The organism is Streptomyces sp. WM6372, from assembly GCF_001279655.1.
Classification (GTDB): Bacteria; Actinomycetota; Actinomycetes; order Streptomycetales; family Streptomycetaceae; genus Streptomyces.
Map to the genome: position 1 here is coordinate 95,960 of NZ_LGDB01000238.1, position 13,744 is coordinate 109,703.

The following is a 13,744-nucleotide window of genomic DNA, read 5'->3' on the forward strand; positions in this document are numbered from 1 at the left end:
CACCGATGCGCGTCGCGCATCCGTGTCCCCCTCCTCGTACGGGCTGCTAGTCGCGGGCCGCGGTCAGGTGCTCCGCGTGCTCCTGGAGCGAGCGCACGCCCACGTCGCCGTGGTTGAGCGCGTCGATGCCCTGGACGGCCGCGGCGAGCGCCTGGACCGTGGTCAGGCACGGGACCCCGCGCGCCACGGCCGCCGTGCGGATCTCGTAGCCGTCGAGGCGGCCGCCGGTGCCGTACGGGGTGTTGACGATCAGGTCGACCTGGCCGTCGTGGATGAGCTGGACGATGGTCTTCTCGCCGGCCGGGCCCTCGCCCTCGCTGAGCTTGCGCACGATGGTGGCGTTGATGCCGTTGCGGCGCAGTACCTCGGCGGTGCCGGAGGTGGCCATCAGCTCGAAGCCGTGGGCGACGAGCTCGCGGGCCGGGAAGATCATCGAGCGCTTGTCGCGGTTGGCGACGGAGATGAACGCGCGGCCCTTGGTGGGCAGCGGGCCGTAGGCGCCGGCCTGCGACTTGGCGTACGCCGTGCCGAAGACGGAGTCGATGCCCATGACCTCGCCGGTGGAGCGCATCTCCGGACCGAGGACGGTGTCGACGCCGCGGCCGTGGATGTCGCGGAAGCGCGACCACGGCATGACGGCCTCCTTGACGGAGATCGGCGCGTCGAGCGGCAGGGTGCCGCCGTCGCCGGTCTTCGGGAGCATGCCCTCTTCGCGCAGTTCGGCGATGGTGGCGCCGAGCGAGATGCGCGCGGCGGCCTTGGCGAGCGGGACCGCGGTCGCCTTCGAGGTGAAGGGGACGGTGCGGGAGGCGCGCGGGTTGGCCTCCAGGACGTAGAGGATGTCACCCGCCATCGCGAACTGGATGTTGATCAGGCCGCGTACGCCGACGCCCTTGGCGATGGCCTCGGTGGAGGCGCGCAGGCGCTTGATGTCGAAGCCGCCGAGGGTGATCGGGGGCAGGGCGCAGGCCGAGTCGCCGGAGTGGATGCCGGCTTCCTCGATGTGCTCCATGACGCCGCCGAGGTAGAGCTCGGTGCCGTCGTAGAGGGCGTCGACGTCGATCTCGATGGCGTCGTCGAGGAAGCGGTCGACGAGGACGGGGCGGGTCGGCGAGATCTCGGTGGATTCCGCGATGTACGAGGACAGCCGGTCCTCGTCGTAGACGATCTCCATGCCGCGGCCGCCGAGCACGTACGAGGGGCGTACGAGGACCGGGTAGCCGATCTCGTCGGCGATGGCCTTCGCGCCCGCGAACGTGGTGGCGGTGCCGTGCTTGGGGGCCGGCAGGCCGGCGTCGGCGAGCACCTGGCCGAACGCGCCGCGGTCCTCGGCGGCGTGGATGGCCTCCGGCGGGGTGCCGACGACCGGGACGCCGTTGTCCTTGAGGGCCTGGGCCAGGCCCAGGGGGGTCTGGCCGCCGAGCTGGACGACGACGCCGGCGATGGGGCCGGCCAGCGACTCGGCGTGGACGATCTCCAGCACGTCTTCGAGCGTCAGCGGCTCGAAGTACAGGCGGTCGGAGGTGTCGTAGTCGGTGGAGACGGTCTCCGGGTTGCAGTTGACCATCACGGTCTCGTAGCCGGCGTCACTGAGGGCGAAGGAGGCGTGGACGCAGGAGTAGTCGAACTCGATGCCCTGGCCGATGCGGTTCGGGCCGGAGCCCAGGATGATCACGGCGGGCTTCTCGCGGGGCGCGACCTCGCTCTCCTCGTCGTACGAGGAGTAGAAGTACGGGGTCTTCGCGGCGAACTCGGCGGCGCAGGTGTCGACCGTCTTGTAGACCGGGCGGACGCCCAGCGCGTGGCGGACCTCGCGGACGACGTCCTCGCGCAGGCCGCGGATCTCGGCGATCTGGGCGTCGGAGAAGCCGTGCCGCTTGGCCTCGGCGAGCAGCTCGGGGTGGAGCTTCTCGGCGGCGGCCAGCTCGTCGGCGATCTCCTTGATCAGGAAGAGCTGGTCGACGAACCAGGGGTCGATCTTCGTGGACTCGAAGACCTCTTCCTGGGTGGCGCCGGCGCGGATGGCCTGCATGACGGTGTTGATGCGGCCGTCGGTGGGGCGGACGGCGGTGGCGAGGAGCTCTTCCTTGTCGCCGACGGGGCCGACGAAGGTGAACTGCGAGCCCTTCTTCTCCAGGGAGCGCAGGGCCTTCTGGAGGGCCTCGGTGAAGTTGCGGCCGATGGCCATGGCCTCGCCCACCGACTTCATGGTGGTGGTGAGGGTGGCGTCGGCGAGCGGGAACTTCTCGAAGGCGAAGCGCGGGGCCTTGACGACGACGTAGTCGAGGGTCGGCTCGAAGGAGGCCGGCGTCTTCTCGGTGATGTCGTTGGGGACCTCGTCGAGGGTGTAGCCGATGGCCAGCTTGGCGGCGATCTTGGCGATCGGGAAGCCGGTGGCCTTCGACGCGAGCGCCGAGGAGCGCGAGACGCGCGGGTTCATCTCGATGACGATGACGCGGCCGTCGACCGGGTCGATCGCGAACTGGATGTTGCAGCCGCCGGTGTCGACGCCGACCTCGCGGATGATCGCGATGCCAATGTCGCGCAGCCGCTGGTACTCGCGGTCGGTCAGGGTCATGGCCGGGGCGACGGTGATGGAGTCGCCGGTGTGGACGCCCATCGGGTCGAAGTTCTCGATGGAGCAGACGACGACCACGTTGTCCTTGGTGTCGCGCATCAGCTCCAGCTCGTACTCCTTCCAGCCGAGGATGGACTCCTCCAGGAGCACCTCGGTGGTCGGGGAGAGCGTCAGGCCCTGGCCGGCGATGCGGCGCAGCTCCTCCTCGTCGTGGGCGAAGCCGGAGCCGGCGCCGCCCATGGTGAAGGAGGGGCGGACGACGACGGGGTAGCCGCCGAGCGTCTCGACGCCCGCCAGGACGTCGTCCATGGAGTGGCAGATGACCGAGCGGGCGGACTCGCCGTAGCCGATCTTGGCCTTGACGGCCTCGACGACGCCCTTGAAGAGGTCGCGGTCCTCGCCCTTGTTGATGGCCTCGACGTTGGCGCCGATGAGCTCGACGCCGTACTTCTCCAGCACACCCTGCTCGTGCATGGAGATGGCGGTGTTGAGCGCGGTCTGGCCGCCGAGGGTCGGGAGCAGCGCGTCGGGGCGCTCCTTCGCGATGATCTTCTCGACGAACTCGGGGGTGATCGGCTCGACGTACGTGGCGTCGGCGATCTCCGGGTCGGTCATGATCGTCGCGGGGTTGGAGTTCACCAGGATGACCCGCAGGCCCTCGGCCTTGAGGATGCGGCAGGCCTGGGTGCCTGAGTAGTCGAACTCGGCGGCCTGTCCGATGACGATCGGGCCGGAGCCGATGACCAGGACGGACTGGATATCGGTGCGCTTAGGCACGCTCGGCCTCCATCAGGGCGGTTTCCATCAAAGACGTGAAGCGGTCGAAGAGGTACGCGGCGTCGTGCGGGCCGGCGGCAGCTTCGGGGTGGTACTGGACGGAGAAGGCCGGCTGGTCGAGCAGCTGGAGGCCTTCCACGACGTTGTCGTTCAGGCAGACGTGGGAGACCTCGGCGCGCCCGTAGGCGGTGTCCGAGACCTTGTCGAGGGGCGCGTCGACGGCGAAGCCGTGGTTGTGCGCGGTGATCTCGACCTTGCCGGTGGTGCGGTCCTGCACCGGCTGGTTGATGCCGCGGTGGCCGTACTTCAGCTTGTACGTGCCGAAGCCGAGGGCGCGGCCCAGGATCTGGTTGCCGAAGCAGATGCCGAAGAGCGGGGTCTTGCGGGCGAGGACGCCCTGCATGACGGAGACCGCGTGATCGGCGGTGGCCGGGTCGCCGGGGCCGTTGGAGAAGAACACGCCGTCCGGGGAGACGGCGTAGATGTCCTCGACGGTGGCGGTGGCGGGCAGCACGTGCACCTCGATGCCGCGCTCGGCCATCCGGTGCGGGGTCATGCCCTTGATGCCAAGGTCCACGGCGGCGACCGTGAACTTCTTCTCGCCGATGGCGGGGACGACGTACGTCTCCTTGGTGGCGACCTCGGCGGAGAGGTTCGCGCCCTTCATCTGGGGCTGCTCCTGGACCTTGGCCAGCAGCGCCGCGTCGGCGGCGATCGCCTCGCCGGAGAAGATGCCGACGCGCATGGCGCCGCGCTCGCGCAGGTGGCGGGTCAGGGCGCGGGTGTCGATGCCGGAGATCCCGACGACGCCCTGCTTGACCAGCTCCTCGTCCAGCGAGCGCTGCGAGCGCCAGTTGGACGGGACGCGGGCGGGGTCGCGCACGACGTACCCGGCGACCCAGATGCGGGAGGACTCGGGGTCCTCGTCGTTGACGCCGGTGTTGCCCACGTGCGGGGCGGTCATCACGACGACCTGCCGGTGGTACGACGGGTCGGTGAGGGTCTCCTGGTAGCCGGTCATGCCGGTGGAGAACACGGCCTCGCCGAAGGTCTCCCCCACAGCGCCGTAGGCGCGGCCGCGGAAGATCCGACCGTCCTCCAGGACGAGTACGGCGGGAGCTTTGGCTGCTCCCCTGGTGGAGGTCGTCATCGTTCGGCGCCTTCCGTCGTGATGGATTGGTTCATGAGATTGACGGCTTCGACCCAGGCGGCGTGTTCGGCCGCGCGGTCGGAGCGGAATCCGGAGTCGATCAGCTTGTCGCCGTGCGCCCACGTGACGACGAGGAGACCGCCCTCGGTGAGTACCTTGCCCGCGATTCCCTTGTCGAGGCGGGCGCCGCGCAGCTGCGCGGCCGGTACGAAGAAGTCGGTGGCACCCGGACGGACCACGTCGAGGCCCGCGTCGGTGAGCGTGAGCTCGACCCGGCTGCGCACCCCCAGGCCGTGGGCGACGATCCGGTCGAGCCACTGCCCGGCGGTGGTGGACCCGTGGTACCGGCCGGTCAGGGCCAGCCGGTGCTCGGGGAGGCCGCCGGGGGCGGCGGGCAGCTCCGGCAGATCGCTCTGCAGGGCGCCGCGCCATTTCCAGCCCTGCCGCATCAGCCAGTACACGAACGCGATGAAGACGAGCAGACCGATCACCCACGCGATGCGTGCGCCCCAGTCCGTCACCTCCGCCGACCGTCGTTCGGCGGCCTCGGCGGCCAGTTGGATTACTGCAGGTGTCACGCCAGTTTCCCGTCCACGACCGTTGCCCGGCCCCGCAGGAAGGTGTGAGTGACGCGTCCCGGCAGCTCACGGCCCTCGTAAGGCGTGTTGCGGCTGCGGGAAGCGAAGTGTGCGGGGTCCACGACACCACGGTACGAGGTATCGACCAAGGTCAGGTTCGCGGGTTCACCTGCCGAGACGGGGCGGCCGTGGTGGTCCAGGCCGCCGATCCGCGCCGGGGCGAAGGACATGCGCTCGGCGACGCCCGCCCAGTCGAGCAGTCCGGTCTCCACCATCGTCTGCTGGACGACGGAGAGCGCGGTCTCCAGGCCGACCATGCCCATGGCGGCGGCGGCCCACTCGCAGTCCTTGTCCTCGTGCGGGTGCGGGGCGTGGTCGGTGGCGACGATGTCGATCGTGCCGTCGGCCAGCGCCTCGCGCAGGGCCATGACGTCGCGCTCGGTGCGCAGCGGCGGGTTGACCTTGTAGACCGCGTTGTACGAGCGGACCAGCTCGTCGGTGAGGAGCAGGTGGTGCGGGGTGACCTCGGCGGTGACGTCGATGCCGCGGGACTTGGCCCAGCGGACGATCTCGACGGAGCCGGCCGTGGAGAGGTGGCAGATGTGCACGCGGGAGCCGACGTGCTCGGCGAGGAGGACGTCGCGGGCGATGATCGACTCCTCGGCGACGGCCGGCCAGCCGCCGAGGCCCAGCTCGGCGGAGACGACGCCCTCGTTCATCTGGGCGCCCTCGGTCAGCCGGGGCTCCTGGGCGTGCTGGGCGACGACGCCGCCGAAGGCCTTCACGTACTCCAGGGCGCGGCGCATGATCACGGCGTCGTCGACGCACTTGCCGTCGTCGGAGAAGACGGTGACGCGGGCGGCGGAGTCGTGCATGGCGCCCAGCTCGGAGAGCTGCTTGCCCTCCAGGCCGACGGTGACGGCGCCGATGGGCTGCACGTCGCAGTAGCCGGACTCCTTGCCCAGGCGCCAGACCTGCTCGACGACGCCGGCGGTGTCGGCGACGGGGAAGGTGTTCGCCATGGCGAAGACGGCGGTGTAGCCGCCGGAGGCGGCGGCGCGGGTGCCGGTCAGGACGGTCTCGGAGTCCTCGCGGCCGGGCTCGCGCAGGTGGGTGTGCAGGTCGACGAGGCCGGGGAGGAGGACCTGCCCCTCGGCCTCGATGACGGTCGCGCCCTCGGCGGACAGGCCCGTACCGACCTCGGCGATGGTCTCGCCGTCGATCAGGACGTCCTGCGCCTCGCCACCGAGTACCTTCGCCCCGCGGATCAGGATCTTGCTCATGATTACTTGCTCTCCTCGATACGGGGCGTGCTGGTGGTGGTGACGGCCGGCTCGGAGCCGCCGAGCAGCAGGTACAGGACGGCCATCCGGGTGGAGACGCCGTTGGCGACCTGCTCGACGGCGGTGCAGCGGTCGGAGTCGGCGACCTCGGCGGTGATCTCCATGCCGCGGTTCATCGGGCCGGGGTGCATGACGATGGCGTGCTCGGGCATCTTGGCCATGCGGTCGCCGTCGAGCCCGTACCGGCGGGAGTACTCGCGCTCGGTCGGGAAGAAGGCGGCGTTCATGCGTTCGCGCTGCACACGCAGCATCATGACCGCGTCGGACTTCGGCAGCACGTCGTCGAGGCTGTACGAGACCTCGCAGGGCCAGCTCTCGACGCCGATCGGGACCAGGGTGGGCGGGGCCACCACGGTGACCTCGGCGCCGAGCGTGTGGAGCAGCTGCACGTTGGAGCGGGCGACGCGGCTGTGCAGGACGTCGCCGACGATCGTGATGCGGCGGCCGTTCAGGTCCTTGCCGAGGCCGGCGTCGCGGCCGACCAGGCGGCGGCGCATGGTGAAGGCGTCCAGCAGGGCCTGGGTGGGGTGCTCGTGGGTGCCGTCGCCGGCGTTGACGACGGCGGAGTCGATCCAGCCGGAGGTCGCGAGCCGGTAGGGGGCGCCGGAGGCGTGGTGGCGGATGACGACGGCGTCGGCGCCCATGGCCTCCAGGGTCAGCGCGGTGTCCTTGAGGGATTCGCCCTTGGAGACCGAGGAGCCCTTGGCGGAGAAGTTGATGACGTCGGCGGACAGGCGCTTGGCGGCCGCTTCGAAGGAGATCCGGGTGCGGGTCGAGTCCTCGAAGAACAGGTTGACGACGGTGAGGCCGCGCAGGGTGGGCAGCTTCTTGATCGGCCGGTCCGCGACGCGTGCCATCTCCTCGGCGGTGTCGAGGATGAGGACGGCGTCGTCGCGCGTGAGATCGGCGGCCGAGATGAGGTGGCGCTTCATCAGGGTGCTCCGTTTGTCGATGAGGTCAGAGCGGCGGGGAGGGAGGGCGGCGGGGAGGCCCGGGCCGCGGACGGGGTGGAGTGCGGCCCGGCGGGCAGGCTCGCGCGCGGGCCCCCGCGTTCGGGGCCCCTCACTCGTACGGGCTACTGCCCGGCGGTCGTGTCGGTCCGCTGGCCGAGCAGCACGGCGTCTCGGCCGTCCTCCTCCTGGAGCTGGACCTTGACGGTCTCCCGCAGCGACGTGGGGAGGTTCTTGCCGACGTAGTCGGCGCGGATCGGCAGCTCGCGGTGGCCACGGTCGACGAGGACCGCGAGCTGCACGGCGCGGGGGCGGCCGAGGTCGCCCAGCGCGTCGAGGGCGGCCCTGATGGTGCGGCCGGAGAAGAGCACGTCGTCGACGAGGACGACCAGGCGTCCGTCGATGTCGTCGCCGGGGATCTCGGTGCGGCCGATCGCACGGGCGGGCTTCAGCCGCAGATCGTCGCGGTACATGGTGATGTCGAGGGATCCGACCGGGATCTTCGTGCCGGTGATCTCTTCGAGCTTGGCGGCCAGCCGGCGGGCGAGGTACACACCGCGGGTGGGAATGCCGAGGAGCACCACGTCGTCGGCGCCCTTGGCGCGTTCGACGATCTCGTGGGCGATGCGGGTCAGCACCCGCGCGATGTCCTGCGCCTCGAGAACGGGGCGCGCATCGCTCTGCTGAGCGTCCATGAAAGGACCTCCTTCTCCGCCTCACGGGACGGTTCTTAAAGGACGTCTGGCTGTACGGCCTCCACGGTACCAGGGGCCCGGCCCCGCACCGGCACCGGGCCCGGTGGGGGCCGCTCGAAGGGGGGCGGCCAAGACCATTCGGCTTGACGCATCCAAGTAACGCTGCGTAACCTCACAGTGAGTTACCAGCCGCGCGGCGGTGCCGCACGTGGTCATGTCGTCACAGCGTCCGGGAGCGTTATGTCCAGCGAATACGCCAAACAGCTCGGGGCCAAGCTCCGCGCCATCCGCACCCAGCAGGGCCTCTCCCTCCATGGTGTCGAGGAGAAGTCCCAGGGCCGGTGGAAGGCCGTGGTGGTCGGGTCGTACGAGCGCGGGGACCGCGCCGTGACCGTCCAGCGCCTCGCCGAGCTGGCGGACTTCTACGGGGTTCCGGTGCAGGAGCTGCTGCCGGGCACGACTCCGGGCGGGGCCGCCGAGCCGCCGCCGAAGCTGCGCCTCGACCTGGAGCGCCTCGCCGGCGTTCCCGCCGAGAAGGCCGGCCCGCTGCAGCGGTACGCCGCCACCATCCAGAGCCAGCGCGGGGACTACAACGGCAAGGTGCTGTCGATCCGCCAGGACGACCTGCGCACCCTGGCCGTCATCTACGACCAGTCCCCCTCGGTCCTGACCGAGCAGCTGATCAGCTGGGGCGTGCTCGACGCGGATGCGCGTCGCGCCGTGGCGCACGAGGACATCTAGTCCCCGTACCCAGGACCAGCAGAAACGTTACCGGCGTGGGCCGGGAGCCAGGAGTGGCTCCCGGCCCACGCCGGTTTTCGCGTACCGGCCCATTTCGCCCACCGGTCTCTTTTCGCGTGCCGGTCTCCTGTCGCCCACCGGTCTCTTTTCGCGTACCGGTCCGCGGGTGGCTGCCCGGAACGGACGGAGGGCCCGCAGCGCGCGTGCGCTGCGGGCCCTGCCGTTCTCGCCGACCGCGTGGGCTATTCGCCCCGGCGCAGACTCGGCTTCAGGTCCTTGAAGCGGGCCAGCAGCCCGTTCACGAACGAGGGGGACTCGTCGGTGGAGAACTCCTTGGCCAGCTGGACGGCCTCGTCGATGGCCACGGCGTCCGGGGTGTCGTCCACCCAGATCAGCTCGTAGGCACCGAGCCGCAGGATGTTCCGGTCCGCGACCGGCATGCGGTCGAGCTCCCAGTCCACGGCGTAGGTGACGATCAGGTCGTCGATGCGGTTCACCTTGTCGGCGTACCCCTCGACGAGATCCATCGTGAAGGCGCTGACGGGCGGCTGCCGGTCGTCCGACCGCGCGTGGCGGATCCAGTCCGCGAGGACCTCGCGCACGGGCACCCCGCGCTGGTCGGCCTCGAACAGGATCTGGAAGGCGCGCTTGCGCGCGTTGCTGCGGGCAGCCACGGTTAGCTGTTCACCCGGCCGAGGTAGTCGGAGGTGCGGGTGTCGACCTTGACCTTCTCGCCGGTGGTGACGAAGAGCGGGACCTGGATCTCGTAACCGGTCTCCAGCTTGGCGGGCTTGGTGCCACCGGTGGAGCGGTCGCCCTGGACGCCCGGGTCGGTGTGCTCGATGACCAGCTCGACGGCGGCCGGGAGCTCGACGTAGAGCACCTCGCCCTCGTGCTGGGCGACCGAGGCGGTGAAGCCCTCGATGAGGAAGTTGGCGGCGTCGCCGACGGCCTTGCGGTCGACCATCAGCTGGTCGTACGTCTGCATGTCCATGAAGACGAAGTACTCGCCGTCCATGTACGAGAACTGCATGTCGCGGCGGTCGATGGTGGCCGTCTCGACCTTCGTGCCGGCGTTGAACGTCTTGTCGACGACCTTGCCGGAGAGCACGTGCTTGAGCTTGGTGCGCACGAAGGCCGGGCCCTTGCCGGGCTTGACGTGCTGGAACTCGACGACGGACCAGAGCTGGCCGCCGTCGAGCTTGAGCACCATGCCGTTCTTGAGGTCGTTCGTGGAAGCCACGGTTGCGGAATCTCCTGCACTGGAAGACCACGGGTGCGCGCACAGTCCGCCGCGGCGGGCTAGAGCGCGAGCAGCTCCTTGGTCGTAATGGTGAGTAGCTCGGGACCGCCGTCCGCCTCGGGGCGCACGACGAGCGTGTCATCGATCCGGACACCTCCCCGGCCCGGGAGGTGAACCCCCGGTTCGACGGTGACCGGCACGCAAGCGTCCAGTTTACCCATTGCCGTAGGTGCAAGCTGCGGGTCCTCGTCGATTTCGAGGCCGACGCCGTGTCCGGTCGACGGAGCGATGGCTTCACCGTGGCCCGCGGAGTCCAGTACGGAGCGCGCCGCGCGGTCGACTTCGCGGTACGCGGCGCCGGGCAGGAGCGCCTCCCGGCCGGCCCGCTGGGCCGTGAAAACAAGATCGTAGAGCTCGATCTGCCAGTCGGCCGGGCTGGTGCCGATCACGAAGGTCCGGCCGATCTCGCAGCGGTAGCCGCGGTAGTTGGCGCCGAGGCAGACGGAGAGGAAGTCGCCCTCCTCGACCCGGCGGTCGGAGGGCCGGTGCCGGGAGCGGCCGGAGTTCGGCCCGGCGCCGACGGAGGTCGGGAAGGCGGGCCCGTCAGCGCCGTGGTCGACGAGACGGCGCTCCAGCTCCAGCGCGAGGTGGCGCTCGGTCCGGCCCACCAGGATCGACTCCAGCAGCTCGCCGAGGGCCTGGTCGGCGATCTCCGCGGCGATCCGCAGGCAGGCGATCTCCTCCTCGTCCTTGACGAGGCGCTGCTGCTCCACGGCGCTGCCGAGGTCCACGAGCCGCGTCTTGGGCGCGACCGAGCGCAGGGCGCGGTGGCGGGCGACGGTGAGGTGGTGCTCCTCGACGGCCAGCGACTCGACGCGCAGCGATCCGGCCGTGTCCCCGGCCGCGACGGCGGCGTCGCTGCCGGGGCCCGCCAGTACGGAGAGCCTGAGCCGCTCGTCGAGGCGCCCCTCGTCGGCTTCGCCGGTGGGCGGGCCGACGGTGAACAGCATGTCCTCGCCGTCCGGCCCGACGAGCAGGACGGCGGACGGCGGGGACGCCCCGGTGAGGTAGCGGACGTTCGCCGGACGCGTGATCAGTGCGGCGGCGTTCCCCGCTGCGGCGCAGCGGTCGCGAAGCAGGCCCCGGCGGGTCGCGTACACGTCTGACATGTCTTCGAGCGTACGAGCGCCGCGCGCATCCGGCCTGGTGAGCACACCCGTACGGGGCCCGGGCCCGGCGGCGGCCCGGGCCGCCGGGCCCGGGCCCGCACCCGCTCCGGGCCGCTCCCCCGTCAGCCGCCCACGTACGCCGCGAGGTGCTCGCCGGTGAGGGTGGCCCGTTCGGCCACGAGCGCGGCGGGGGTGCCCTCGAAGACGATCCGGCCGCCGTCGTGGCCCGCGCCGGGCCCGAGGTCGATGATCCAGTCGGCGTGCGCCATGACCGCCTGGTGGTGCTCGACGACGATGACCGACTTGCCGGAGTCGACGAGCCGGTCGAGCAGGCCCAGCAGGTGCTCGACGTCGGCGAGGTGCAGGCCGGCCGTGGGCTCGTCGAGGACGTAGACCCCGCCCTTGTCGGCCATGTGGGTCGCCAGCTTGAGCCGCTGGCGCTCGCCGCCGGAGAGGGTCGTGAGCGGCTGGCCGATGGTGAGGTAGCCGAGGCCGACGTCGGCGAGGCGCGCGACGATGCGGTGCGCGGCGGGGAGGTGCCCGGCCCCCGACCCGAAGAACGCCTCGGCCTCGGTCACCGACATCGCGAGCACCTCGCTGATGTCACGGCCGCCGAAGTGGTAGTCGAGGACCGAGGAGTCGAACCGCCTTCCCTCGCACTCCTCGCAGGTGGTGGCGACGCCGGCCATCATCGCCAGGTCGGTGTAGACGACCCCGGCGCCGTTGCAGGTCGGGCAGGCGCCCTCGGAGTTGGCGCTGAACAGCGCCGGCTTCACGTCGTTGGCCTTGGCGAACGCCTTGCGGATCGGGTCGAGCAGTCCGGTGTACGTCGCCGGGTTGCTGCGCCGGGACCCCTTGATGGCGCCCTGGTCGACCGAGACCACGCCCTCGCCGGGCGGGATCGATCCGTGCACGAGCGAGCTCTTGCCCGAGCCCGCGACACCCGTGACGACGGTGAGCACCCCCAGCGGGATGTCCACGTCGACGTCGCGGAGGTTGTGGGCACTGGCCCCGCGGATCTCCAGCGTGCCGGTGGGCTTGCGCACGCCGTCCTTGACGGCGGCCCGGTCGTCGAAGTGCCGGCCGGTGATGGTGCCGCCGGTCCGCAGCCCCTCGACGGTGCCCTCGAAGCAGACGGTGCCGCCGCCCGAACCGGCGCCGGGGCCGAGGTCGACGACGTGGTCGGCGATCGCGATCGTCTCCGGCTTGTGCTCCACGACGAGCACGGTGTTGCCCTTGTCCCGCAGCCGCAGCAGGAGGTTGTTCATGCGCTGGATGTCGTGCGGGTGCAGGCCGGTGGTGGGCTCGTCGAAGACGTACGTGACGTCGGTGAGCGAGGAGCCGAGGTGGCGGATCATCTTGACGCGCTGCGCCTCACCGCCCGAGAGCGTGCCCGACGCGCGGTCGAGCGAGAGGTAGCCGAGACCGATCTCGACGAACGAGTCGAGGGTCCCCAGCAGCGTCGCGAGCAGCGGCGCCACCGAGGGCTCGTCGAGTGCGCGGACCCATTCGGCCAGGTCCCGGATCTCCATCGCGCACAGGTCGGCGATGTTCTTCCGCTTGATCTTCGAGGAGCGCGCGCCCTCGTTCAGCCGCGTGCCCGCGCAGTCGGGGCAGGTGGTGAAGGTGACCGCCCGCTCCACGAAGGCCCGGATGTGCGGCTGCATGGACTCGGTGTCCTTGGACAGCATCGACTTCTGGACGCGCGGGATCAGGCCCTCGTAGGTCATGTTGATGCCCGCGATCTTCATGCGGGTCGGCTCGCGGTGCAGGAGGTCCTGGAGCTCCTTCTTCGTGTACGTGGCGATCGGCTTGTCCGGGTCGAAGAAACCGGACTCGATGTAGAGGCGCGAGTTCCAGCCGCCCCCGGTGTACCCGGGGATCGTGAACGCGCCCTCGTTCAGCGACTTGGTGTCGTCGTAGAGCTGCGTGAGGTCGATGTCGGTGACCGCGCCGCGGCCCTCGCAGCGCGGGCACATGCCGCCGGTGACGCTGAAGCTGCGCTTCTCCTTGACCTCCTGCCCGCCGCGCCGGACGGTGACCGCGCCGGCCCCGCTGATCGAGGCGACGTTGAAGGAGAACGCCTTGGCGGAGCCGATGTGCGGCTTGCCGAGTCGGCTGAAGAGGATGCGCAGCATGGCGTTGACGTCGGTGGCGGTGCCCACCGTGGAGCGCGGGTCACCACCCATCCGCTGCTGGTCGACGGTGATCGCGGTGGTCAGACCGTCGAGCACGTCGACCTCGGGCCGGGCCAGCGTCGGCATGAACCCCTGGACGAAGGCGCTGTAGGTCTCGTTGATCAGCCGCTGCGATTCGGCGGCGATCGTGTCGAACACCAATGAGCTCTTGCCCGATCCGGAGACACCGGTGAACACCGTCAGGCGGCGCTTCGGGATCTCGATGCTGACGTCCTTGAGGTTGTTCACCCGCGCGCCGTGCACGCGGATCAGGTCGTGGCTGTCGGCATCGTGCGGCGCGGGCCTGTCCCTGTCCTTGCTCATCGTGTCTCCGTCTGTCGGG

At 70.6% G+C, this 13,744-nt stretch carries 11 protein-coding genes; 1 reads left to right on the forward strand and 10 read right to left on the reverse strand.

Translation table 11 applies throughout. The annotated features are described in order from the left end of the window. Nucleotides 1-46: 46 nt before the first annotated feature. The 6 genes from carB to pyrR form a co-directional block, all read right to left on the reverse strand. Entirely contained in the window at nt 47-3,355 is a 3,309-nt protein-coding gene (gene carB / locus ADK52_RS35745) for a carbamoyl-phosphate synthase large subunit (protein ID WP_053694003.1), read from the reverse strand. Then, nucleotides 3,348-4,505: a glutamine-hydrolyzing carbamoyl-phosphate synthase small subunit gene (carA, locus tag ADK52_RS35750; RefSeq protein ID WP_053694004.1), complete on the reverse strand. Its 1,158-nt coding sequence runs from the start codon at nt 4,503-4,505 to the stop codon at nt 3,348-3,350. Before carA ends, carB begins: the two co-directional genes overlap by 8 nt. After that, nucleotides 4,502-5,083: a hypothetical protein gene (locus ADK52_RS35755; protein WP_053694005.1), complete on the reverse strand. Its 582-nt coding sequence runs from the start codon at nt 5,081-5,083 to the stop codon at nt 4,502-4,504. Before ADK52_RS35755 ends, carA begins: the two co-directional genes overlap by 4 nt. Beyond that, nucleotides 5,080-6,366: a dihydroorotase gene (locus tag ADK52_RS35760; protein ID WP_053694006.1), complete on the reverse strand. Its 1,287-nt coding sequence runs from the start codon at nt 6,364-6,366 to the stop codon at nt 5,080-5,082. The genes ADK52_RS35755 and ADK52_RS35760 overlap by 4 nt, the downstream gene beginning before the upstream one ends. Nucleotides 6,367-6,368: 2 nt before the next feature. Continuing rightward, nucleotides 6,369-7,358, reverse strand: a complete 990-nt coding sequence (locus ADK52_RS35765) for an aspartate carbamoyltransferase catalytic subunit (protein WP_030157459.1) — start codon at nt 7,356-7,358, stop codon at nt 6,369-6,371. Between the two features lie 143 nt (nt 7,359-7,501). Further along, on the reverse strand, nt 7,502-8,071 hold the full coding sequence (pyrR, locus tag ADK52_RS35770) for a bifunctional pyr operon transcriptional regulator/uracil phosphoribosyltransferase PyrR (protein WP_053694007.1): 570 nt from the start codon (nt 8,069-8,071) through the stop codon (nt 7,502-7,504). A 240-nt stretch (nt 8,072-8,311) separates the two neighbouring features. On the opposite strand from pyrR, the gene bldD reads away from it, so the two are divergent. Then, entirely contained in the window at nt 8,312-8,812 is a 501-nt protein-coding gene (gene bldD, locus ADK52_RS35775; RefSeq protein WP_007263032.1) for a transcriptional regulator BldD, read from the forward strand. 242 nt (nt 8,813-9,054) lie between these two features. Here the strand turns inward: bldD and nusB are convergent, their stop codons facing one another. The 4 genes from nusB to ADK52_RS35795 form a co-directional block, all read right to left on the reverse strand. Next, nucleotides 9,055-9,486 carry a transcription antitermination factor NusB gene (nusB, locus tag ADK52_RS35780; RefSeq protein WP_030157452.1) on the reverse strand — a complete coding sequence of 144 codons (432 nt, stop codon included), beginning with the start codon at nt 9,484-9,486 and terminating at the stop codon, nt 9,055-9,057. Between the two features lie 2 nt (nt 9,487-9,488). Continuing rightward, nucleotides 9,489-10,055 (reverse strand): elongation factor P, encoded by a 567-nt coding sequence (gene efp / locus ADK52_RS35785; protein WP_053694008.1) that lies wholly within the window; start codon nt 10,053-10,055, stop codon nt 9,489-9,491. Between the two features lie 59 nt (nt 10,056-10,114). Beyond that, complete coding sequence (locus ADK52_RS35790) at nt 10,115-11,224, reverse strand: aminopeptidase P family protein (protein ID WP_053694009.1); 1,110 nt, start codon at nt 11,222-11,224, stop codon at nt 10,115-10,117. A gap of 122 nt (nt 11,225-11,346) precedes the next feature. Further along, on the reverse strand, nt 11,347-13,725 hold the full coding sequence (locus ADK52_RS35795; protein WP_053694010.1) for an ATP-binding cassette domain-containing protein: 2,379 nt from the start codon (nt 13,723-13,725) through the stop codon (nt 11,347-11,349). Between the last annotated feature and the right edge of the window lie 19 nt (nt 13,726-13,744).